Origin of the sequence: Cellulomonas sp. RIT-PI-Y, assembly GCF_025642745.1 — a bacterium.
Lineage (GTDB): Bacteria > Actinomycetota > Actinomycetes > Actinomycetales > Cellulomonadaceae > Cellulomonas.
In genome coordinates, this window is the sequence record NZ_JANZKP010000030.1 from 1 (window position 1) to 22,850 (window position 22,850).

Here is a 22,850-nt window from a genome sequence, read left to right on the forward strand (position 1 = left end):
TGCTGGACGTCCTGCTGGGCCAGCCGCTGGGCCTCGGCGACCCGCTGCTCGGCCTGCTGCGCGGCGGCCAGCGCCCGCTCGGGGTCGGAGTCGCGCTGGTCGACGGCGGAGCGGAAGAGCCGGTCCGCCTCGGCCAGCCGGGTGCGGGCCTGCGGTCCGACGGCTCCGCGCCGGGTCTCGATGTAGTCGCCGGTGCCGCGGAGTCCCGCGGACACCCGGCCGAGCACCTGGTCCAGCAGGGCCCGGGCGCGGCGGGCGCGGTCGGCGGCCTCACGCATCGGGGCCAGCGCGTTGTCGATGGCCGCCTCCGCGGCGGTGATGTCCCGCAGCGCGCCCAGCGGGTCGCCGGTGCCGGTGCGGGCGGTGCGCGCCGCCTCGATCGCGGCGCGGGCGTCGGCGGCCCGTGCCTGCACGGTGGCGTCCTGGGGGGCCATCCGGGCGGCGTCGTCCAGGTCCGAGGAGATCGAGGCGATCGCCGCGTCCAGCCGGGCGCCGATGGTGGCCAGCTCGGCGCCGGCGTGGTCCACCGCGTCCAGCAGCACCCGCACCTGGCCGAGCGCGTCCTGGGCGGCGCGGGCGTAGCGGGCCGCGGTGCGGCGGTCGCCCGCGGTGACGGCCTGGGTGCCCTGGGCGAGGGCGGTGTCGACCTCGTCCAGCAGGGCGGTGGCCTGGTCCGGGTTCTGCCGGACGGAGGTGAGTGCGTCGGCGGGGTACCGGGCGGCCAGGGTGTCCAGCGTGGTGCGGGCGGTGGCGATCCGGGCGCGCTGGTCGGCGGCGGAGCGGGTGAGCTCCTCGAGCGCGGCCCCCGCGCGCTCCTCGACCTCGCGCAGCTTGCTGAACGCCTGCTCCTGCGCGTCCAGTGCGGCGCCGACCTGCTCGACGATCTGCAGGATCCGGGTCGAGGTCTCACGGATCTGCGGCTCGGTGTCCGGGACGTCGTCGTCCAGGGTCTGGCGGAGCCGGAACGCCTCGGTGACCTGCTGCTTGGACTGGGCCAGCACCCGCTCGAACTCCCCGGTGGACTCCGGGCCGAACTGGGCCTGCGCGAAGCCGAGCTCCTGCTCCGCGGTCCGGATCGCGTCGTCGATGCCGACCAGGGCGGAGGCCGAGCGGCGGTCGAGCTCCGCGGTCGGGACCTGCTGCTGCTGGCGACCGCCCACCGCGACCCGGCCACCGGCCTTGCGACGTGAGGAGACCCAGGCGATCAGCGTGATCACCCCGATCAGGAGCAGCCCTCCGACGAACAGCCAGCCCAGGATCGAGCCGGAGGAACCGCCGGTCGCGGCCGACCGGATGCCGTCCGCCGCGGTGATCGCGGCGCCGGACCAGTCGTCGTCGCGGAGCTGGTCCTCGACGTCGGCGGCCACCGAGTCCAGGGCGGAGGAGGACAGGCCGTCCACGCTCTCCGGGGCCAGGGTGTAGACCCGGGACTCGGTGGCGACCGCCAGCACCAGGTCCTGCGAGCCGAGCCCGGTCTGGTCCGCGGTCTGCTGCACCCAGTCGTCCCGGGACAGGTCACCGAAGTCGTCGACGTAGACCACGTACAGCTGGTAGTCGGTGTCCTGCGCCAGCTGGTCCAGGGCATCCTGCACCTGCCCGGACTCCGCGGAGCTGAGCACCCCGGAGCTGTCGGTGATCTCGCCGGTGAGGCTGATCGGGTCCGTGGCGGGCAGATCGGCCGGCAGAGCGCCGGATCCGAGCAGCGCGGAACCCGCGACGGTGAGACTCAGGACGTGCGACAAGACCGGCAAACCGAGGTTCCCTTCCAGGGGAGGAGCACCTGCTCAACGCGCGGGTGCCCCGAGTGGGTTCCCGAGGAAATCTAGTGGCCCGGTCCTCCGTCCGCTCAGCTCACGCCGCCGGCGTCTGGTCCAGGTCCTCGGCGTCGACGATCCGGTAGGCGTACCCCTGCTCGGCCAGGAACCGCTGGCGGTGCGCGGCGAAGTCCTGGTCGACGGTGTCTCGGGCGACCACGGCGTAGAAGTGCGCGGTGCGGCCGTCGCCCTTCGGGCGGAGCAGCCGGCCCAGACGCTGGGCCTCCTCCTGCCGGGACCCGAACGAGCCGGAGACCTGGATCGCCACCGACGCCTCGGGCAGGTCGATCGAGAAGTTGGCCACCTTGGACACGACCAGGGTGCTGACCTCGCCGGAGCGGAACGCGTCGAACAGCCGCTGCCGCTCGGTGACGGTGGTGGCCCCGGTGATCACCGGGGCGCCGATGTCCTCGGCGAGCTCCTCGAGCTGGTCGATGTACTGGCCGATCACCAGGGTCGGCTCGCCCGCGTGCCTGCGGACCAGGTGCTCGACCACCCGGATCTTGCCCGGGGCGCTCGCGGCCAGCCGGTACTTGTCCTCCGGTTCGGCGGTGGCGTACGTCATCCGGTCCCGGTCCGGCAGCGTCAGCCGGACCTCGACGCAGTCGGCGGGCGCGATGTAGCCCTGCGCCTCGATGTCCTTCCACGGGGCGTCGTAGCGCTTGGGGCCGATCAGGCTGAACACCTCGTCCTCGCGGCCGTCCTCGCGCACCAGGGTGGCGGTCAGGCCCAGACGACGCCGGGCCTGCAGGTCGGCGGTCATCCGGAAGATCGGGGCGGGCAGCAGGTGCACCTCGTCGTAGAGGATCAGGCCCCAGTCGCGGGCGTCCAGCAGCTCCAGGTGCGGGTAGGCGCCCTTCCGGCGCAGGGTCAGCACCTGGTAGGTGGCGATCGTGACCGGGCGGATCTCCTTGCGGGCGCCGGAGTACTCGCCGATCTCGTCCTCGGTCAGCGAGGTGCGCCGGATCAGCTCGTCCCGCCACTGCCGTGCGGACACCGTGTTCGTCACCAGGATCAGGGTGGTGGTCTGCGACCTGGCCATCGCGGCCGCGCCGACCAGGGTCTTGCCCGCCCCGCAGGGCAGCACGACGACACCGGAGCCGCCGTGCCAGAACCCGTCGGCGGCCTCGGCCTGGTACGGACGCAGCTGCCACGGTCGCGGTCGGCCGTCCGGGCCGGGGTTGCTCACACCGGACTCGTCCAGGTCGATCGCGTGCGCCTCGCCGTCCACGTACCCGGCCAGGTCCTCGGCGGGCCAGCCCAGCTTGAGCAGCGCCTGCTTCAGCGTGCCGCGCTCGGAGGGGTGCACCACCACATCGGTGTCGTCGATCCGCGCTCCGACCAGCCCGGCGGTGCGCTTGGAACGCAGCACCTCAGCCAGTACCGCGGCGTCCAGGGCGTGCAGCACCAGGCCGTGCACCGGGTCCTGCACCAGCTGCAGCCGGCCGTACCGGGACATCGTCTCCGCGACGTCCACCAGCAGCGCGTGCGGCACCGGGTAGCGGGAGAACTCCAGCAGGACGTCCACCACCTGCTCGGCGTCGTGCCCCGCGGCCCGGGCGTTCCACAGGCCGAGCGGGGTCAGCCGGTAGGTGTGCACGTGCTCCGGCGCGCGCTCCAGCTCGGCGAAGGGCGCGATCGCCCGGCGGCAGGCCTCGGCACGGTCGTGGTCGACCTCCAGCAGCAGGGTCTTGTCGCTCTGGACGATCAGGGGTCCGTCGGTCACGGGGCGACTCCTTCGGGTTCTGCGGCGGTCAGGCGGGTCACGCCCGCGACACGGTGGGCGGCGACGACGATCTCGGCATCCCGGGCGGTGTCCATCACCCGGACCCGGCCGCCGTCGACGCGGAGCGGGCGCACCCGGCGGCGTTCCAGGGCGCCACGCGGACCGACCAGCTCCAGCCAGACCTCGGCGTGGTCGGCGGCCGCCTCGCGCAGGGTGGCCAACGCGGTGCCCGGGTCGTCTGTTCCCCGGTCCCGCGGACCGGTGCGCGCGTCGGTGGTCACGGCCGCCTCGCCGCGGCGCAGCACCTGCACCAGGGTGGCCGCGCGGTCCCGCGGGTCGAGGGCGTCCACCCGGTCCTGCGGTCGCTGCCGGGCGGCGGGGATCCGCTGCACGGTCGGCGCGGTGTGCAGCACCCGGCCGTCCGGGGTCTCGGCGACCGGCGCCAGTCCGCGCGCCCGCAGCGCCGCCAGCAGATCGATCAGCGGCACCTGCGCGGCGAGCACGGTGGGCGCGAGCCGGACCAGGCCGAGCCCGGCGAGCCTCGGGTCCTCGGCCACTCCGGCCAGCAGGGCGGGATCCTCGGTCCGGACGTACGAGGTGGCCGACCCGCCGCGCAGCAGGCCGTGCCGCCGGGCGGCGTCCCGCACCAGGTACTCCAACGGCTGCGGCACCCCGCCCCGGGTGTGCCGGGCCAGCTCGGCGAGCAGGTCGTCGGCGGTGGTCCCGGCGTCCAGTGCGACCCGGACCGACTCCGGCGTGAACCGGATGGTCACCGCACCGCCCCGGGACTCCACCACCGCGCTCGCGGCGATCAGCCGGTCCAGCTCCGCGGAGGGCCGACCGGGCACGATGCCGGTCAGGTCGCCCTGCAGCAGCAGGTCGTCGACGGCGGGCGGCAGGTCCGCGGCCAGCGCGGCGGGCAGGTCGGCGTCCCGGGCCACGGCCCGGCCGGTCCCGGCCAGCGCGCCCGCGCCGAGCAGCCCCAGCACACCCGCCTCGTCCAGCACCGCCTGCACGGCGTCCAGCGGCGGCACCGCCCGTGGCGCCTGCCAGCCGAGCAGGTCGCGCACCGCCGCCGCGTCCGGGGCGGACCCCGGGTCGAGGGTCGCCGCGGTCGCCAGCACCTGCTGCCGGAGCCGGGGCGCCCACGGCCGGGCGAGCTCCGGTCCCAACGCCGGACGGACCTGGCCCCGGTCGTCCCGGCCGCCGACCAGCGCGGGCCAGCGGGTGGTGTGCCTCCACCAGGTGGCCAGCGCCGCCCAGCGTTCGGGCAGCTCCCCGGCGGCCCACTCGTCCGCGACGGCGGTCGGGAGGTAGTGCGGTCGTTCCTCGCCGTCGTCCCGGACCAGGCCGCCGACGGCCGCCAGCTCGATCAGCAGGGCCGCCTCCGCCTCGGAGACCGCCAGCTGCTGGGCGGTCCGTCGCAGGTCCCGGACCCCGACCCCGCCCGCGCGGAGCACCGCAGGGGGAGCCGCCGCCCACAGGTCGACCAGGGTCGCGACCAGCCGCACCGCGCGTTCGGCGGCGGCGGCGGACTCCGCGGCGACCACCTCGGGCCGGCGCCGGGGCAGATCGGTGGCCACCGGCGGCCGACTGAGCCCCCGGTGGGTGCGACCGTTCCGGAGTCGCAGCGCCACGTCCCGGGGCAGCACGACCCGGCCGCCGTCCGCCTCGACCACGAGTCCGGCGGCGATCAGCTCGGCGGCCGCGTCGGCACCCGGCCCGTCCACCGGTCGCCGGCCCACCGGCGGGCCCCAGGTCAGGGCGTCCAGCACGGCACGCGCGGCGGGCGAGACCCGGCCGACCTCGACCGTGGACCGCACCGCCGACAGCCCGGCCACGGTCGGGCCCAGTGCCTCCGCCAGTCCCGGCGCCGCCCGCAGCGCAGGGTCGCCGGCGCCCCCGGCGACCGGGTAGAGCAGGGCCAGCTCGGTCGCGATCCGCAGGCGTTCGCGGACCAGCGGGCCGTCGCCCCGGCCGCCGCCGACCGCGGCCACCACCGTCCGGGCCCGGACGCCCGCGTCGTCGTCCAGCACCACCACGGCCTCGACCACCTGGAGCACCCCGGCGTCGACCTGCGCCAGCGCGCGGTCCAGACTCGGGCGGCTGGTGGCGCGGGCCGCCAGCGAGGAGAGGGTCGCCGGGGACGGGTGCGCCAGATCGGGCCGGCGCAGCAGCAGGTCCACCAGCTGCTCGTCCGACCGCGCGCGCAGGTGCTCGCTGTAGGTGGACATCCGCACCACGATACGTGCCGGCGGGGCTCGCTGTCCGGCGCGCCGATCCCGTCCGGGCCTCGGCCGGGTGCACCATCTGCGCCATGCGTCGACGCGTGGTGGTGGCCAGCACGGCGGGGATCTTCGTCGAATCGCTGGACTGGACGATGTACGGCCTGCTGGCGCCGTACTTCGCCGGGCAGATCTTCCCCGGGCAGGACCCGGTGGCGCAGGTGCTCGGGGCGTACGCGGTGTTCGCCGCGGGCTTCGTGGCCCGGCCGGTCGGCTCGTTCGTGATGGGCCGGATCACCGACACCCGGGGCCGCCGGACTGGGCTGCTGGTCTCGGTCACCCTGATCGCGATCGGCGCGCTGATCATCGCGGCCGCGCCGACCGCGGCGGTGGCCGGACCGTGGGCGGCGGTGATCGTGGTGGCCGCCCGGGTGCTGCAGGGGATCGCGATGGGCGGCGAGGTCGCCACCGCCGCCACGTACGTGGTCGAGGTGGCACCCGCGGACCGCCGGCACCGTTACGGGGCGTTCGCCTACTCCGGCGACGCGCTCGGCACCCTCGGCGGGACGATCGTGCTCGCCGTGCTGCTCGGGGTGTTCGGCGGGGACGGGGTGCGCGACGGTGCCTGGCGGATCGCGTTCCTGATCGCCGGACTGTGCGGACTGCTCGCACTGTGGATCCGGCGCGGGGTGCCCGAGTCGGAGATCTTCGAGCAGGCCAGGGCCGCCGGCGCCGAACCGGCCGGACCGCTGCTGCGCCGGCACGCGGGCCGGATGGTGCTGGCCTTCATGCTGACCATCGGATCGACGATGGGGGTGTACTTCGGCAGCGTGTACCTGCCGGAGTTCGCCGGGCACACCGGCTTCTACACCGAGGAACAGGCCACGAGCCAGCACACCGTCGCACTGATCTGCCTGCTGGTCGCGATGATCGCGTCCGGTTTCCTCTCCGACCGGTTCGGCCCGCTGCGCCTGATCCGGCTGGGGTTCACCGCGGCGGCCGTGCTGGTCGTCCCGCTGATGCTCGGGCTGGCGGCCGGCGTCGTGCCGTACCTGGTCGCGGCGCCGCTGTTCACGGTCTGCGTGGGCCTGCAGCTCGGTGTCACACCGGTCGCCGGGGCCCGGCTGTTCCCGGTGCCGGTGCGCGCGGTCGGTCTGGGCGTCCCCGCCGGGGCGGCGATCGCGCTGTTCGGCGGGACCTTCCTGTTCGTCGCCGAGTGGCTGATCTCCCAGGACGGGCTGCGTCTGGTGCCGGTGTACGCCGCCCTGGGCCTGACCGTGTCCGCGGTGGGGTCCTGGCTGGTCCGCGAGACGCTGCTCTACCCGGTCGATACCGTGGCCGGGACTCGTGCCGCCACCCCCGCATCGGAGATCTGACATGCACCTCGCCGCCGAGGACCTGTCCACCCTGCGCGCCGACGCGCAGGACCAGCTGCCGGAGGTCGTCGCACTCCGGCACGCCCTGCACCGGGTGCCGGAGCTCGGCCTCGACCTGCCGCTGACCCAGCGCCTGGTGCTGGACGCCCTCGCGCCGCTCGGTCTGGAGGTCGCCCCCGGGGACGGGATGAGCTCGGTGGTCGCCGTGCTCCGCGGCGCCCGGCCCGGTCCGGCGGTGCTGCTGCGCGGGGACATGGACGCGCTGCCGGTCACCGAGGACACCGCGGAGCCCTTCGCCAGCGAGCACCCCGGGGTGATGCACGCCTGCGGCCACGACCTGCACACCGCGGGCATGGTCGGCGCGGCCCGGCTGCTGGCCGCCCGCCGGGAGCGACTGGCGGGGTCGGTGGTGTTCATGTTCCAGCCCGGCGAGGAGGGTCCGGGCGGCGCGGAGCCGATGATCGCCGACGGGGTGCTGGACGCCGCGGGCGAGCGGGTGGTCGGCGCCTACGGCCTGCACGTGATGTCCTCCGTGCTGCCCACCGGCCTGGTCGCGGGGCGGCCGGGCACGATTCTGGCCGCCGCCGACTCGGTGCGGGTGACCGTGCACGGCCGGGGCGGACACGGGTCGATGCCCCACCTGGCGCTGGACCCGGTGCCGGTGGCCGCCGAGATCGTGCTCGCGCTGCAGGCGATGGTCACCCGCCAGTTCGACGCCTTCGACCCGGTGGTGGTCACCGTCGGCCGGATCGCCGCCGGGACCGCGGACAACGTGATCAGCTCGAGCGCGGTGATCGACGCGACCGTGCGCACCTTCTCCGAGGCGGTGCACCACCGGGTGCCGGACCGGCTGCGCCGGGTGTGCGAGGGCGTCGCGGCCGCGCACGGGCTCACCGTGACCGTCGACTACCAGCCCGGGTACCCGGTCACCGTGAACCGCCCGGAGGAGAACGACCGCGCGCGGGAGCTGACCACCGGACTGTTCGGCGAGCGCGCCTGGCTGGACGCGCCGCAGCCGATCGCCGGGGCCGAGGACTTCTCCTACGTGCTGGAGCAGGTGCCGGGGGTGTACCTCGGACTCGGGGCCACCCCGCCCGGTGCGGACCCGGTGACCGCCGCCTACAACCACTCGCCGCAGGCCCGGTTCGCCGACGAGGCGCTCGCGGTGGGTCCGGCGGTGCTCGCGGCCCTGGCCTGGGACCGGCTCGCGCAGGGGTGAATCGGGTGAAGTGCCCGGTCGCGCGGGCAATAGGCTCAGCTCACCCCGGTCGGTTGCCGATCAACGGGACGTACCGCTCCCGCCCCGGAGGAATCGCATGCCGATGCCGCACCGCCGTCTTGCCGCTGGTCCGGCGCACCAGGTGTGCGTTGCGCGCCAGGGCATCCACGACGTGCTGGGCCGCACCATCGGCCACGAGCTCCTGTTCCGCCCCTCGGCCACCGCGGAGACCTCCGGCCTCGGCGGTGTGGAGACCCCCGACGACAACCGGGCCACCGCATCGGTGATCGCCGCGACCCTGACCGCCTTCGGGGTCGACGACCTGGCCGGTCACGGCGACCTGTTCGTCAACGTGCCGCGCTCGTTCCTGGTCGACGAGCTGCCGGTCGCCCTCGACCCGCACCGGGTGGTGCTGGAGGTGCTGGAGCACGTCCCGCCGGACGAGCAGGTGCAGGCCGGCATCGCCGCGCTCAGGGACCGCGGCTTCGGGATCGCGCTGGACGACATGGTCCCGGACGACCCGCGCTGGGTGCTGCTGCCGCTGGCCGACTACGTCAAGGTCGACATGTCGGTGCTGGGCGAGGACCTGGCCGCCTTCGCCGCGCAGCTGCACGAGGCCGCCCCGCTGGCCGCCCTGGTCGCCGAGCGGGTGGAGACCGAGGACGACCTGCGCGCGGCCCAGGACGCCGGATTCCCGCTGTTCCAGGGCTACTACTTCCGCCGGCCCACCGTGTTCACCCGTCCGGCGCTGGCGCACCACGCCGTGGTCGCCGGCCGGCTCCTGGTCCAGCTCGGCGACCCACAGGTGTCCTACCGCCGGCTGGCCCGGCTGACCGCCGCGGACCCCGCGATCGCGCTCAAGGTGTTCCGGATCGTCAACTCGGTCTCCGGCGCCGGGCGCACCGTGCGTCACCTGCACCAGGCACTGGTGCTGCTCGGCCGCGAACGCCTGCGCGCGATGCTGGTGCTGGAGGTGCTGGCCACCGCCGGGCACCACGACGACGAGATCCCGCTCGCCGCCCTGGCCCGCACCCGTGCCGCGGAGATCCTGGCCCCGCACGACGCGCTGGAGGCCTCCACCGAGGCCCTGGTCCGGATGATGAGCGACCTGCTGTCGGTGCCGGTCGCCGAGCTCGACCCCCAGTTGCGCCGTCGCGCGCCCAGCGTCGCGGTGCTGCAGGCCTGCGACGTGCTGGACGACTACCTGGACGCGATGGGCTCGGCGCGCTCGCCGCTCATCCCGCCGCCGTTCACCGGACTGCAGGTGTCGATGGTCTACCTGACCGCCCTGCGCGAGGCCCGTGCCCTGCTGGCGACCGTCTATCAACCGGTCGGCACCCGGCGGCCGGTCACCCCGCCCGGGCTGATCGTGCCGACCCAGGGCGTCCCGGAGCGGGCGGAGCTGGCCGCCGAGGTCCCTCCGGCGGCCACCGACCGGTAGCCTGGGTAGGTACGTGCCGTCCCGGGGTCCCCGGTGCGGCCCCGACGAACACCCAGGGGAACTCAGTGCCCACCGGCAAGGTCAAGTGGTTCGACACCGACCGCGGGTTCGGCTTCATCGCCGCCGAGGACGGGAGTGAGGTCTTCCTGCACGCCTCCGCGCTGCCCGCGGGCATCGGGTCGCCGAAGCCCGGCACCCGGGTGGAGTTCGGCGTCGCCGACGGTCGTCGTGGACCGCAGGCGCTGTCGGTCAAGATCCTGGACCCGGTGCCGTCGGTCGCCCGGGCCGCCCGCAAGCCCGCCGACGACATGGCCGTCATCGTCGAGGACCTGATCAAGGTGCTGGACCGGGTGGGCAACGAGCTCCGCCGCGGCCGGTACCCGGAGAAGAGCCGCACCAGCCAGGTCGCCACGCTGCTGCGCGCCGTCGCCGACGACCTGGAGGCGTGATGGCTGCCGCCGTCCGGAGCAAGGAACCCGTGCTGATCGGCGCGGTGGAGCTGGCCCGCGCCGCCGCGGTGGAGATCGCGGAGCAGCCCGACCATGTCGGCGAGCACCTCGGCGCCACCGTCGACGAGGACCGCCTGGTCTCGCACCGCTTCGCCTGCACCGCCAAGGGCTACCGCGGCTGGGTGTGGACCGTCACGCTGTCCCGGGTGCCGCGCGGCCGCGTCGCCACCGTGTGCGAGGCCGTGCTGCTGCCCGGCGACGACGCGGTGCTCGCCCCGGCCTGGCTGCCGTGGGACGAGCGGCTGCAGCCCGGTGACATCGGGCCGGGCGACGTGCTGCCGTTCAAGGCCGACGACCCGCGCCTGGAGCCCGGCTGGACCCCCACCGGCGACCCGGAGCAGGACGAGGTCGCGATTGACGAGCTCGCCCTGGCCCGGCAGCGGGTGCTGTCCCCGGCCGGTCTGAACCAGGCCGCCGACCGCTGGTACCGCGGTCGTCAGGGCCCGACCACCCCCGGCTCGATCGCCTCCGCCGAGGGGTGTTTGACCTGCGGTTTCCTCATCCCGTTGCAGGGGCCGCTCGGCGCCGTCTTCGGGGTGTGCGCCAACGAGTGGTCGCCGGACGACGGCAAGGTGGTGGCGCTGGACCACGGCTGTGGCGCTCACTCCCAGACCGACGTGCCCGACCGGCCCTCCGACTGGCCCGACCCGGCACCGGTGATCGACGAACTGCTGGTCGAGGTGACCCAGAACCCCGACGCGGGCGAGTGAACGCCGACGTCTTCGGCACCCGCTCCGTCCGGGAGCGCGTGCTGGGGACGTGGCGGAGCGATCCGGCCCGGTTGCGGGAGGACGCGAACACCGAGGAGGACCACGCCCGCGGGTACTACCGCGACCGGGTGGTGGTCGAGCTCGCGCAGAACGCCGCCGACGCCGCCGCGCGGTCCGGCTCGCCCGGCCGGGTGCTGTTCCGGCTGACCGGTTCCCGGCTGCTGGTGGCGAACACCGGTGCGCCGCTGGACGCCGCCGGCGTGGCGTCGATGGCCGCCATGCGCGCCTCCACCTCCCGGGACGACCGGAGCGGTGCGGCGCTGGTCGGCCGGTTCGGCGTCGGCTTCGCGGCGGTGCGCTCGGTCGCCGACCGGGTGCTGGTCGCCTCGGGCGCCGGTGCGGTGGAGTTCTCCGCCGACCGCACCCGTGACGCGCTGGCCGGGCTCGGCCCCTCGGTCGCCGCCGAGGTCGCCCGCCGGGAGGGGTCGCTCCCCGCGCTGCGCCTGCCCTTCGAGGCCGACGGGCGCCCCGAACCCGGCTACGACACCACCGTCACCCTGGAGCTGCGCGACGACGCCGCGGTCGACGCGGTGCGTGCCCAGCTCGGCGCCGTGGACGACCCGCTGCTGCTGGCCCTGCCCGCCCTGACGGAGATCGTCCTGGAGGACGCCGACACCGGTCGGCTGCGGCGGATCGCCGACCTGGACCAGCGCTGGCGCCGGGTGACCGCCACCGGGGAGCTGGCACCCGGTCTGCTCGCCGATCGGCCGGTCGAGGAGCGTGATCGTCGGGGATGGCGGATCACCTGGGCGGTGCCGCGCACCCCGGGCGACGACGACCCGGCCGCCTCGTTGTTCGGGTCGACCGTCCCCGGACCGGCCTGGTCCCGGGTCGTGCACGCCCCCACCCCCACCGACGACCCGCTGGACCTGCCCGCGCTCCTGATCGCCACCCTCCCGCTCGACCCCACCAGGCGACATGTCGCCCGGGGGGCCGCCACGGAGGCCCTGCTCGGGCTGGCCGCCGAGCTGTACGCCCGCCTGGCCGAGGAGTCCGGCGACCCGCTGGCCCTGGTCCCCACCGGCCTGCCCGGCGGCGACCTGGACCGCGACCTGCGCACGCCGCTGATCGACCGCCTGGCGCAGACGGCTCTGCTCCGCCCCGCCGACGGCGACCCCCTGCCCCCGGCCCGTGCACTCGGTCTGATCGGTGAGAACGCCGCGGAGCTGGCCGGGGCCCTGGCCTCGTGGTTCCCGTCGCTGGTCGCGGTCCCGCCGTCGCGGATCGCCGCCGCCCGGCTGCTCGGCGTCGACCTGCGCGAGGCCGCCGACCTGATCGAGGACCTCCCCGTCGCCACGGAGGACCCCGGCCGCTGGCACCGGCTCTACTCCGCCCTGGACGGGTCGGTCGCCGACCCACGCACCCGTGAGGCGCTGGCCACCCTCCCGGTGCCGCTCGCCGACGGCCGGGTGGTGCGCGGTGTCCGGGGGCTGCTGCTGCCCGGTCCCGAGGTCGACGTCGAGCCGTTGACCCGGCTCGGCCTGCGGCTGATCGACCCGCGCGTCGCGCACCCGGTGCTGGAGCGACTCGGTGCGGTCCCGGCCGGACCGGAGACCCTGCTCGACCACCCGGCGGTCCGGCAGGCCGCGTGGGACAGCGCCGAGGACGACGAGGACACCGCCGAGCAGGTCGCCGCGGCCGTGCTCGGACTGCTGCGGGCCGCGGGCGCCGACGGCCGGGACGGTCGCCCGGTACCGGTCGAACGGGCGGTCTTCGGGCTGCTCACCGTGCGCGACGCCGACGGCCTCGGCGCGCCGGCCCACGGTCTGGTGCTGCCCGGCTCCCTCGCCGCGGACCTGCTCGATCCCCGGGTGCTGGGCGAGGTCGGCGCGGACGAGGTCGACCGGTGGGGGCCCGGCGCGCTCACCGCCGCCGGTGTGCGGAGCGGACTCGTCGTCCTGCGCGCCGAGGACCGGATCACCGGCGACGGCCCCGAGGACGAGGCCGACGAACTGCTCGCCGAGCAGGTGGACGGCTGGGCCGAGTACCGGGACGCCCTGGCCGAGCTGCTCGGCGACGGGATCGGCCTGGACCCGCTGCTCGCGGTCGCCGACCTCGACGCCGTGCACCCGGACCACTGGGCGCGCGCCCTGCACGCCATCGCCGGCCCCGGCCCCACCCGGGACGCCCTCCTGGACCCGGTGCGGTCCGCCGGAGCGTCCGCGCCCGGCTACACCCTGTGGTGGCTGCGCCGGCGTTCCGACCTCGGCCTCGACCGGCCCTTCGCCGGCCCGGACGCCGATCCGGACGTCCGCGGCCTGCTGCCGCCCGCCCCCGACCTGCTCGCCGGCCTGGACCCCACCGTGCTGCGCGCCCTGGGCGCCGTCGACCACGCGGACCAGATCCCCGCCGCGGACTGGGAGCAGGTGCTGCGCGGCGTCGCGCGGGTCGGCGAGGCGCTGCCGGTCCGGTGGGCCGCGGCCGTGTGGTCCGCCCTGGCCGGCACCGCGGAGGAGCACCCGGTGGATCTGCTGCCCGCGCTGGTCGGCACCGACCGGGTCGTGCTGGTGCATGCCGAGGACGCCGCCGTCGCCCCGTCCCCGATGTGGTGGCAGCGCACCGACCTCGCGGCGATGGTCCCGGTGGCCGGCGGAGCGGACCCGGTCGCGCTCGCCGGTGCGCTGGACCTCCCGCTGTGCACCGAGCTCGCCGACGGCACGGTGGACGACCCGGAGGACGGCAGCCTCGCCGCCACCCCCGACGCCGTGCGCGACCTGCTGCCCGGCGCTCCGTCCAGCTGGCTGGAGCACGAGGACCTGCGGGTCGACGGCGCCCCGGTCGACTGGTGGGTCGACGGCGACGGACCCACGGCCACCGTGCACGCCACCCACCTGGCCGGACTCGCCCGCGCCCTGGCGCAGGCCGCCGGGCGCTGGTCCGACCGGCACACCGCCGAACTGCTGCTCACCGATCCCGCCCGGGCCGCCGAGCTGGCGGTGGAGCGGGTCGCCGACGCATGACCAGCCGCACGCCGCCGATCCGGATCCTGATCGCCTCCGCCTACGCCCCCGCCGCCCTGTTCGAGACCGGGCTCGGTGCGATCACCCCGGTCGTCCCCCTACTGGCCGTCCGGCTCGGCGGCGGACTCGGCGAGGGCGCCCTCATCGTCGCCCTGCTCGGCGTCGGCCTGATCCTCGGTGACGTCCCCGCCGGTGCCCTGGCCAGCCGGATCGGCGACCGCCGGGCGATGCTGCTCGCCGCCCTGGTCGCCGCCGTCGCCCTCGCCGGGTGCGCGCTCGCTCCCTCCCTGCCGCTGCTGGCCCTGGGCGTCCTGGTCGTCGGTGCCGTCTCCGCGGTCTTCCACCTGGCCCGGCAGTCCTTCCTCACCGACGTCATCCCGGTGGCGCAGCGCGCCCGCGCCCTGTCCACCCTCGGCGGGGTCGGCCGGATTGGCGCGTTCCTCGGACCGTTCCTCGGCGCCGGACTGCTGCACCTGGCGCCACTGCGCTCGGTGTTCTGGCTCGCCGCCGCGGTCTCCCTGCTCGCCGGCGCCGTGGTCGCCCTGGCCCCCGACGTCGACCGCTCGGGTGCCGTGCCCCGGACCGCACCCGGCACCGGCCCCGGTGCCTGGACCCTGCTGCGCCGGCACGGCCGGATGTTCGCCACCCTCGGTCTCGCGGTCGTGCTGGTCGGCGCCGTCCGGGCCACCCGACAGGTCGTCCTGCCCCTGTGGTCCGAGCACCTCGGCCTCGCCCCGGCCACCACCAGCCTGATCTTCGGCCTGTCCGGGGCGGTCGATGTCCTGCTGTTCTACCCGGGCGGACGACTGATGGACCGGCGCGGCCGGCTGTGGGTCGCCGTCCCGTCCATGCTCGTCCTCGGCGGGGCGATCGCCCTGCTCCCGCTGACCGGTTCGGTCGGCACCCTCGCGATCGCCGCGATGGTGATGGGCTTCGGTAACGGCATCAGCTCCGGGGTGCTGATGACCCTCGGCGCGGACGTGGCACCGCCCGAGGCCCGCGCCACCTTCCTCGGCGTGTGGCGGGTGTTCCAGGACACCGGCAGCGCGGCCGGGCCGCTGGTCGTGTCGGCGGTGGGCGCCCTCGCCGGCCTCGCGGCCGGGATCGTCACGATGGGCGTCGCGGGCCTGGTGGGCGCGGCCGCGCTGGCGCGATGGGTGCCGCGGTGGTCGGAGCACGCGAACGCGCGGACCCGGGCCGAGGCGGCCCGGCGCAGGCTGGCGGGGTGAGAGCGACCGTGATCCCCGACAGCCCCGCACCTGACGGCCCCGCGGTCGCTGCCCGGCCGACCCGCTGGCTGGTCGCGACCACGGAGTACGCCGGTCTGACGCCGTACACCGGCGGCATCGGCCGGCACTACGCGGCGCTCCTCCCCGCGCTGGTCCGGGCCGGTGCCGAGGTGGACCTGCTGGTGCTCGCCGACGAGCCGGTGACCGCTCACGAGCGCGAGGGGGTGCGCGTGCTCGCCACGCCGCCGCGGTCCGGCCTGTGGCGGCGGGCCGGGGTGGTGCGGGACGCCTACCGGCACGGCCGGTACGACCGGGTGTTCCTGCCCGAATGGAGCGCCCTGGGATCGCGACTGCCGTCGGACGCGCCCCTGCTGACCAATCTCGCGACCAGCACGCGTCTGGCGAACGAGATCGCGGGATTCACGCCGCGGTCGTTCGGCGTGCGGCAGGGCACGGCGATCCGCTGGCAGCAGTGGTGGGAGGACCGGCAGGTGCGGCGGTCGGCCGGGCTGATCGCGATCTCGCGGGCGATGCGCCGGTGGAACGAGCGGACGCTGGGTGCGCTGCCGCCGACCCGGGTGGTGCGGAACTGCATCGACGTGGCGGGGGTGCGGGACGCGGCGCGGGCGGCGGAGCTGCCGGGCGGCTGGCCGGCGGACGGTCAGGTGGTGCTGTTCCTCGGCCGGTTGGAACGCCGGAAGGGGGTCACCGATGCGTTCGCGGCGTTCGCGGAGGTGGCCCGGCAGCGACCGGACGCCCGGCTGGTGCTGGCGGGGGCGAGCGGTGACCGGCGGTTCGAGCCGGACCGCCCGGGACTGCTGTCGCTGCTGCCGCCGGAAGCCCGGGAGCGGGTGACCTGGTTGGGGCATGTGGCGGGGGAGTCCTTGCACCGGGGCGTGCGGGAGGCGACGGTGACGATCTGCCCGTCCCGGTGGGAGGGCTTCGGGAACGCGGCGCTGGAGGCGAAGGCGCTCGGTGCCGCGGTGGTGCTGACCAGCGGGAGCGGGTACGACGACTTCTGCACCGACGGGGTGGACAGCCTGCTGGTCCCGCCCGCGGACCCTCCGGCGCTGGCCGCGGCCGTGCTGCGGGTGCTGGCGGACCGCGAGCTGGCGGCCCGGCTGGGTGAACGGGCGTGGGCGGGCGCGGAGCACTACACGGCCGATCCGGTGGCGGCGGATCTGCTGATCGCCGCCGATCAGGTGCTGGGCTGAGTCTCGGACCGTCGCCAGCCGGTCCCGGCGTGCTGCACGGCACCGGCCTCGGCGAACGCCCGCAGCCAGCCCTCCATCGGCCACGATCCCCATCGGTCGGCGAACAGGGCGCCGTTGCGCAGGATGTCGTCGAGGTGCTGCCACGGCGGGCTGCTGGTCGGGTGGTACTGGTGGTAGGCGTGCGCGCCGCCGACCCAGGCCAGCGGGATGCCGGCCGAGCGCAGGGCGAAGGCGTAGTCGGTGTCCTCGCCGCCGTAGCCCTGGTAGCGCTCGTCGAAGCGCGGCCCACGGGTCCACCGGTCGGCGGTCAGCGCGAAGGACAGGGACCAGAACAGGGGATAGTCCGCGGGGTCGGCCAGCACCACGGCGCCCGCGGGCGGCGCGGGGCGGGCGGGATGCGGCCGGGTGGCAGCGGCGAGGGCGGCAGGATCGCCCACCGGTGCGTCCGGCGGCAGGTAGGTGACCGGTCCGCACAGGACCGCGTCGGGGTGACGGACCGCGGCGGCCTGGTACCGCTGGAGCAGCTCGGGGCCGGGCACGCAGTCGGCGTCCAGGAAGACGAGCAGGTCACCGCCGAGCTCGACGGCCCGGTCCGCGGCGGCGTTCCGGGCGGCGGCCAGGCGCAGGCCGTGCGGGCCGGGCGGCACGCGCAGGACGTCGTCGGCGTCGAGGGCGGGTGGCTCGTCGTCGCCGATCCAGGCGATCACCGTGCGCACCCGCGAGGAGCCGTGCAGGGCGTCGAGCTGGCGGCGGAGGTGGTCGACCCGGGGGCGGGAGCACAGCGTGACGACCGCACGGGTCAGCACGCGGACCGCCCGCGGGCGACGTCGTCGATGACCTCGGCGGCCCGTGCGGCCGCGCCCCGGGTCCGCCACCGGGACCAGTCGGGTTCCAGCGCGGCAGCCTCGTCCAGCAGCCGCGGCCAGGTGGGGGCGTCGGGCCAGTCGGGAGCGACGACCGCCAGCCCGGCGGCCGCCAGGGCGCGGGCGGTGCACAGCTGCTCGTCGAAGGGCCGGGGCTGCGGGATGACGACGGCCCGCGCGTCGGCCACCGCCAGGTCGGCGATCGAATTCTGCCCGGCCCACGCGACCACCGTGCGGGCACCGGTCAGCGCGTCCCAGGGATCGGCGAGCCACTGGCCGGACGGGCCGAGGACGGTCCACCGGGTGTCCGGGGTGCCGGCGACGGCCTCGTCGATCCGGCGCCGGTCCACGTCGGTCCCGCCCCGGCCGCCGAGCAGCAGCACCCCGGAGGGCTCCCCGGTCGGCCGGGCGCGTCCCTCGAACCGGCTGATGCCCCCGACGTGGTGCACGCGCGACCGGACCGGCTCCAGGTGCGGCGCGGGCATCAGCCCGGCCGGCCACGGCGCGACGACGCGGGCCGCGGCGCGCAGTCCGAGGGTGTGCGGGAGGTCGTCGCGGACCCCGGGCTGGGCGATCAGCACGGGCGGGATGCCGAGCAGCCGGGCGAGCAGGGTGACCTCGACCGAGACGTCGACCACCAGCGCGTCGGCCCGCTCCTCCTGGAGGGCCCGGGCGAGGGTGGCCAGCCGTCGGGTGTGTCCGGGGTGACCGAGCGGCGCCCAGTGCAGGAGCCCGCCCGCGGTCGGGTCGGTGGCCGTGCCGTCGTCGTCCCGATCGAGCGCGACCCACCGGCAGTGCGCCGGCAGGCCGGCCGGTTCCGGCAGCGAGCTGAAGCAGAGCAGCTCGGCGTCCAGGTGGGGGGCGATCGCGCGCAGCCGGCCGAGGTGGCCGGAGCCGTGGTGGTGCACGTACCACCCGATCAGCGGCCGGGTCACGCGGCCTGCTCGGGGATCGGCCGGTCGGCACGGACCAGGTCGTGGAAGATCCGCTCCAGGGCGTCGGTGCGGGTGGCCAACGACCAGCGCCGCCGAGCCGCCGACCGGATCCGTGCCCGGTCGGCGGGACCGGTGCGGGTCACGAGTCGTCCGGTGGCCTGCACGAGGGCGTCGAGGTCGCCGGGCGGGACGGCGATCATGCCGGTGGAACGGCGCGCGATCTCCGCGATGCCCCCCGCGCCGAAGGCGGCGACCGGCGTGCCGCACATCAGCGACTCGGGCCCGACCAGGCCGAAGGGTTCGGCCCAGGCCGGAGTGCTGAGGCTGCAGGCGCTCCCTCCGATCAGCGTCGCGAGCTCCGGCTGGTCCAGCAGCCCGGCATAGCGGACCGTGTGCCCGTCGACGTGCGGCAGCACCTCCCGCTCGGCGTAGGCGCGGTCGCCGATCCGGCCGGCCAGGGTCAGTCGCATCCCCAGCGCCCGGGCGACCGCGATCGCCAGGTGGGGCGCCTTCTCCGGCACGATCCGGCCCGACCAGACCAGCCCGTCGCCGCCGGGACCGAGCGGCCAGTCCTGGTCGGCGATGCCGTTCGGCAGCACGGTGGCGTCCACCCCGGTGCCGGCCCACTCGGCGCGGGTGTAGTCGCTGACCGCGAGGAACCGGACCGAGCGGGCCCGGGGCAGCTCGGCCACGAGCGCAGGCTCCCGCGGGGTGTGCAGGGTGGCCACCATGGGTGCGCCGAGCTCGGCCGACCGCCGCAGCGGGAGACCGTGCAGGCAGTGGTCGGAGATCACGTCGAACCGGCCGGGGAGCAGGTCGAGCGCCCGGTCCAGTGCCGGGACCGAGCGGGTGAGGTACCCCGCCGGATAGGTGGAGTCGGTGGGCCGGGCACCGGGTGGCCACCGGAGTGCGGGCAGCCGGAACGCCGTGGGTCCGTCGTCGAGGAAGTCCGATCCCTGGACCGCGATCAGGGACACCTGGTGGCCGCGGTCGCGCAGCGCGCGGACCTCGTTCCAGACCATGGACTCCAGGCCGCCCGCGTGCGGCCGACGGATCGGGAACCGGAGCGGGGCGATCACGCACACCCGGAGCGACGCGGTCATCGGGCCGATCCGGCGAGCAGTGCCCGGTACAGCGCGTGCTGGCGCTCGGCGGTCGCCGCGTCGAGGACCGATCGCTCGCCGTGGCGCCGGCGCACCACCGCGTCCCGGTCGGCGGTCCCGGCGCGGGTGCCGTCGCGGAGGAGGTCGCGCAGCGAGACGGCGAGCTCGCCCGGCGGGAAGGTCGACACGGCGCCGTCCCCGTGTTGCTGGCCGTAGTAGCCGACCGCGGGGGCGGCGACCGGCACACCGAGGTCCCAGCACAGTTCCAGCCAGCCGGAGTGGGTGCCGTGGCGGTAGGGCAGCACGCAGGCGTCGAGTCCGGCGAGGCTGTGTTCCAGCTCGGCGTCGTCCAGCCGGTCGTGCTCGATCAGGGTGACCATCGGGGAGGAGGCGCACAGCGCCCGGACGGCGTCCCGGGCGCGGGGGTCCCGGACGGAGCGGTGCAGCCGGACCTCGGCGCGGGCGTTCAGGCCGTCGAGTGCCGGATCGGACAACGCGGCGAGCAGGGCGCGCGTGGCGCCGATCGGGTCGACGTTCGGCCGCAGGTCCTTCAGGTGCAGGCCGATCACCCGGCAGCCGGCGGTGGGCGGCACCGTGGGCGGGTTGCCGGTGAGCAGCCGCGGATGGGGCAGCACCAGGGCGTCCCGGCCCCAGCGGGCGGCGATCTCCGCGGCGGCGCCCGGGGTGAGGGTGATCAGCGCGTCGGCTCCGGGCACCAGCACGTCCAGCTGCTCGGCGTAGCGGCGCTGGTCGGCGAGCTGCGGATGGGCGAGGTCGTGCACGGTCATGACCACCGGCCACCCGGCGTCGTGCGCCGCGTGCAGGGTCGCGGCCAGGTGCTCGGGGGTGAAGGACTCGGTGCCGAAGTGCAGGTGCAGCAGATCGGCCTCCGCCGCGTGGTCGGCGATCCACCGGGGGTCGAGCACCACCGGCGGCCACCACCGACCGGGCTCCGCTCCGTCGGGCAGCGGGTCCGGCAGGACGTGCACGCCGCGTCCGGCGGTCACCCGGGCGACGTAGGGGTGGCCGGCCGGGACGGAGGCCACCCGGACCGGCGCGGAGGTCACGTGGCCGGTGCCGGTCGTGACCGGGGACAGGAGGGTCATCCGGGTCCTTCGCTCGCGCCCGGTCACAGTCGACGCCCGGGGCTGGAGCGAGGCCGTGATGAGGCGGTCCGCGAAGTCTCGCGCGGTTGCCGACCGTGCGCGACTCCACCACGATCACCCCGGTGAGGATCGCCGAGGTTCCCGCCCAGCTGCTCACCGGGCCCGCCCGCCACGGAGTGGCCCGGTACGCCCGGGAGGTGGCCGAGCAGGTCGCGCGCGTCGCGCCGGAGACCGCGGTGGTCGAGGTCGACGACCCGGCCGGGCTGGCCTCGGCGGTGACCGGACACGAGCGGGCCCACCTGCACGTCACGGACCGGCTGCTGGGGGCCTCGCCGGACGTGGCCGCCGAGCGGGTCGAGGCCCTCACCGGGCGGACCCGCCTGACCGTCACCCTGCACGACGTGCCGCAGGAGTCCGACGGCCCGCGGAACCTGGCCCGGCGCGGTGCCGCGTACTCCCGGATCTGCGCCGCGGCCGAGGGCGTCGTGGTGAACAGCCGGCACGAGGCGGACCTGCTGGTCGAGCACGAGGTGGTCCGGCCCGGGACCCCGGTCGGCGTGATCCCGTTGGGCGCGGGCGGGCGGCGGGCGGCCACCACCCCGCGGCCGCACGGGCTGACCGCCCTGATCGCGGGCTGGCTGTACCCGGGCAAGGGGCATGACGACCTCATCCGGGCGGTGGCCGAGGCGGGCGGTGGGACGGTGCTGGCCGTCGGAGCCCCGTCACCGGGTCACGAGGAGGAGGTGGCACGGTTGACGGCGCTCGCCGCGGGAGCCGGGGTGGTCTTCCGGGTGACCGGGAGCCTGGGCGACGCCGAGTACGCGGCGGCGTTGGGCGGGGACGGCGTCCCGGTCGCGGCGCACCGGCATCTGTCCGCCTCCCGCACGCTGCTGGACTGGGGCGAACAGGGTCGGCGACCGCTGGTGGCCGACTCGCGGTACGCCCGGGAGATGTCCGAGCTCCGCCCCGGGACCCTGTCGCTCTACCCGCCGGACGGTCTGGCGGACGCGCTGCGGGCGGCGGCCGCCGATCCGGGGTCGACGGTGCTCGCGCCCGGGGTGGGCCTCGCGCCGACTCTGGCGGACGTGGCGGTGGCGTACCTGCGCTGGTGGGGGTCGGCATGACCGGACCGATCCCGCTGCCGGGCAACCGATGGGATCTGCTGGACGGTGTGCGGCCCGCCCGACCGCCCCGGGTGTCGGTGATCGTGGCCCACTACGCCCAGCCGGAGCAGTTGGCCCGCACCCTGCACGCGCTGGGCCGCCAGGACCATCCCGTGGAGCGGACCGAGCTGATCGTGGTCGACGACGGATCGCCGGAGCCGCCGCGGGTGCCGGATCACGTGCGGCTGCTGCGCCAGGAGGACCGTGGGTTCCGGCTGTCGGCGGCCCGCAACCTGGGGGCGTCGGCGGCCACCGGTGACGTCCTGGTGTTCCTGGACGCCGACACGGTGCCGGAGCCGGGCTACCTGCGTGAGCTGACCCGGTTGTCGGCGCTGGCACCGGACTGCGTGACGGTGGGGCGTCGCCGGCACGCGGATCTGGCCGGGACGCCGCCGGATCAGCCGGTGGAACTGCTCGGCCCCTCCCGTGAGCTGCCGGAACCGGAGTGGCTGCGCGCCGCCTACCGGCGCAGCCGGGACCTGCTGGACGTCGACGACCGGTCCTACCGCGCGGTGATCGGGGCGGTCACCGCGTGCAGCCGGGTGATGTTCGACGCGACCGGCGGCTTCGCCGAGTCCTTCGACTCCTACGGCGGGGAGGACTGGGAGTGGACCTATCGTGCCTGGTTGGCCGGGGCGGTGCTGGCCCACGTGCCGGCGGCGGTGGCCTGGCACGACGGACCGGAGTGGTCCGACCGCGAGGACGGCTCGACCCTGGCGGCCAAGAACGCCGAGACGCTGCGGCTGGCGGACCTGATCCCGGTGCCCGGCTCGCGCGGACGGGGCCTGCCGGCGGCGCACGCGGACGTCGTGGTGGTGGCCCCGGAGACGGATCCGGCGCGGCGGTTCGTCAGCCTGGACTCGGTGCTGGCCGAGCTGCCCGGTGCGGTGGAGGCGGGTCACGGACCGCGGTTCGACCGGGTGCGGGTGGAGGTCCGGCTCGACGTGCCGTTGCGCGCCGGCGGGGGAGTGGTGCGGGCGGCGGTCGAGCGGCTCGACGACGAGGGGCTCGGTGAGCTGACCCTGTGCGATCGGGGCGGACGCCGACTGCTCCGGGTGCGGGCGACCAGGGCCGTGGCCCGGGCGAGTCGCTGGCGCCGGCCGGACCTGTTCCCGCGCGCCGAGATCCGCACCGACCGGGTGCGGGCGCTGACCGAGGAGCCCGACCTGGCGGCCTACCTGGGCGGGTGGGGCTGAG

Annotated in this window: 17 protein-coding genes; 10 read left to right on the plus strand and 7 right to left on the minus strand. The window is 76.2% G+C overall.

What is annotated here, in order from left to right; all coding sequences use genetic code 11:
- The 3 genes from OGL89_RS10665 to OGL89_RS10675 form a co-directional block, all read right to left on the minus strand.
- Positions 1 to 1,742 (minus strand): TPM domain-containing protein (locus tag OGL89_RS10665; RefSeq protein WP_263120067.1); only part of this gene is annotated, 1,742 nt, incomplete at its 3' end.
- A 109-nt stretch (positions 1,743 to 1,851) separates the two neighbouring features.
- Positions 1,852 to 3,540, minus strand: a complete 1,689-nt coding sequence (locus OGL89_RS10670; RefSeq protein ID WP_263120068.1) for a DNA repair helicase XPB — start codon at positions 3,538 to 3,540, stop codon at positions 1,852 to 1,854.
- Complete coding sequence (locus OGL89_RS10675) at positions 3,537 to 5,774, minus strand: helicase-associated domain-containing protein (RefSeq protein ID WP_263120069.1); 2,238 nt, start codon at positions 5,772 to 5,774, stop codon at positions 3,537 to 3,539. Before OGL89_RS10675 ends, OGL89_RS10670 begins: the two co-directional genes overlap by 4 nt.
- Positions 5,775 to 5,857: 83 nt before the next feature.
- Here OGL89_RS10675 and OGL89_RS10680 point away from each other — a divergent pair, with 83 nt between their 5' ends.
- The 8 genes from OGL89_RS10680 (at position 5,858) to OGL89_RS10715 (ending at position 16,483) form a co-directional block, all read left to right on the plus strand.
- Positions 5,858 to 7,141: an MFS transporter gene (locus tag OGL89_RS10680; protein WP_263120070.1), complete on the plus strand. Its 1,284-nt coding sequence runs from the start codon at positions 5,858 to 5,860 to the stop codon at positions 7,139 to 7,141.
- A 1-nt stretch (position 7,142) separates the two neighbouring features.
- Positions 7,143 to 8,360, plus strand: a complete 1,218-nt coding sequence (locus OGL89_RS10685; RefSeq protein WP_263120071.1) for a M20 family metallopeptidase — start codon at positions 7,143 to 7,145, stop codon at positions 8,358 to 8,360.
- A 97-nt stretch (positions 8,361 to 8,457) separates the two neighbouring features.
- Positions 8,458 to 9,801 carry an EAL domain-containing protein gene (locus OGL89_RS10690; RefSeq protein WP_263120072.1) on the plus strand — a complete coding sequence of 448 codons (1,344 nt, stop codon included), beginning with the start codon at positions 8,458 to 8,460 and terminating at the stop codon, positions 9,799 to 9,801.
- Between the two features lie 65 nt (positions 9,802 to 9,866).
- A complete protein-coding gene (locus tag OGL89_RS10695) occupies positions 9,867 to 10,250 on the plus strand; it encodes a cold shock domain-containing protein (protein ID WP_263120074.1) in 384 nt (127 codons plus the stop codon).
- Positions 10,250 to 11,020, plus strand: a complete 771-nt coding sequence (locus tag OGL89_RS10700) for a DUF3027 domain-containing protein (RefSeq protein WP_263120076.1) — start codon at positions 10,250 to 10,252, stop codon at positions 11,018 to 11,020. The genes OGL89_RS10695 and OGL89_RS10700 overlap by 1 nt, the downstream gene beginning before the upstream one ends.
- Positions 11,017 to 14,040 (plus strand): ATP-binding protein, encoded by a 3,024-nt coding sequence (locus OGL89_RS10705; RefSeq protein WP_263120078.1) that lies wholly within the window; start codon positions 11,017 to 11,019, stop codon positions 14,038 to 14,040. The genes OGL89_RS10700 and OGL89_RS10705 overlap by 4 nt, the downstream gene beginning before the upstream one ends.
- Positions 14,037 to 15,269 (plus strand): MFS transporter, encoded by a 1,233-nt coding sequence (locus OGL89_RS10710; RefSeq protein ID WP_263120079.1) that lies wholly within the window; start codon positions 14,037 to 14,039, stop codon positions 15,267 to 15,269. The genes OGL89_RS10705 and OGL89_RS10710 overlap by 4 nt, the downstream gene beginning before the upstream one ends.
- Positions 15,266 to 16,483: a glycosyltransferase family 4 protein gene (locus tag OGL89_RS10715; protein WP_263120080.1), complete on the plus strand. Its 1,218-nt coding sequence runs from the start codon at positions 15,266 to 15,268 to the stop codon at positions 16,481 to 16,483. The genes OGL89_RS10710 and OGL89_RS10715 overlap by 4 nt, the downstream gene beginning before the upstream one ends.
- Here OGL89_RS10715 and OGL89_RS10720 read toward each other — a convergent pair.
- Genes OGL89_RS10720 through OGL89_RS10735 form a run of 4 tightly spaced genes read right to left on the minus strand, consistent with a single transcriptional unit; the run spans position 16,468 to position 20,490 of the window.
- Positions 16,468 to 17,289, minus strand: a complete 822-nt coding sequence (locus tag OGL89_RS10720) for a glycosyltransferase (protein WP_263120081.1) — start codon at positions 17,287 to 17,289, stop codon at positions 16,468 to 16,470. The two genes, OGL89_RS10715 and OGL89_RS10720, sit on opposite strands and share 16 nt — an antisense overlap.
- Complete coding sequence (locus OGL89_RS10725; RefSeq protein ID WP_263120082.1) at positions 17,283 to 18,281, minus strand: hypothetical protein; 999 nt, start codon at positions 18,279 to 18,281, stop codon at positions 17,283 to 17,285. Before OGL89_RS10725 ends, OGL89_RS10720 begins: the two co-directional genes overlap by 7 nt.
- Positions 18,278 to 19,384 carry a glycosyltransferase gene (locus OGL89_RS10730; protein WP_263120083.1) on the minus strand — a complete coding sequence of 369 codons (1,107 nt, stop codon included), beginning with the start codon at positions 19,382 to 19,384 and terminating at the stop codon, positions 18,278 to 18,280. The genes OGL89_RS10725 and OGL89_RS10730 overlap by 4 nt, the downstream gene beginning before the upstream one ends.
- Positions 19,381 to 20,490: a glycosyltransferase gene (locus OGL89_RS10735; protein WP_263120085.1), complete on the minus strand. Its 1,110-nt coding sequence runs from the start codon at positions 20,488 to 20,490 to the stop codon at positions 19,381 to 19,383. The genes OGL89_RS10730 and OGL89_RS10735 overlap by 4 nt, the downstream gene beginning before the upstream one ends.
- A 95-nt stretch (positions 20,491 to 20,585) precedes the next feature.
- Here OGL89_RS10735 and OGL89_RS10740 point away from each other — a divergent pair, with 95 nt between their 5' ends.
- The gene (locus tag OGL89_RS10740; protein WP_263120087.1) at positions 20,586 to 21,614 is read left to right on the plus strand and encodes a hypothetical protein; all 1,029 of its coding nucleotides are present in this window, start codon (positions 20,586 to 20,588) and stop codon (positions 21,612 to 21,614) included.
- Positions 21,611 to 22,849 (plus strand): glycosyltransferase family 2 protein, encoded by a 1,239-nt coding sequence (locus OGL89_RS10745; RefSeq protein ID WP_263120088.1) that lies wholly within the window; start codon positions 21,611 to 21,613, stop codon positions 22,847 to 22,849. Before OGL89_RS10740 ends, OGL89_RS10745 begins: the two co-directional genes overlap by 4 nt.
- Position 22,850 lies beyond the last annotated feature (1 nt).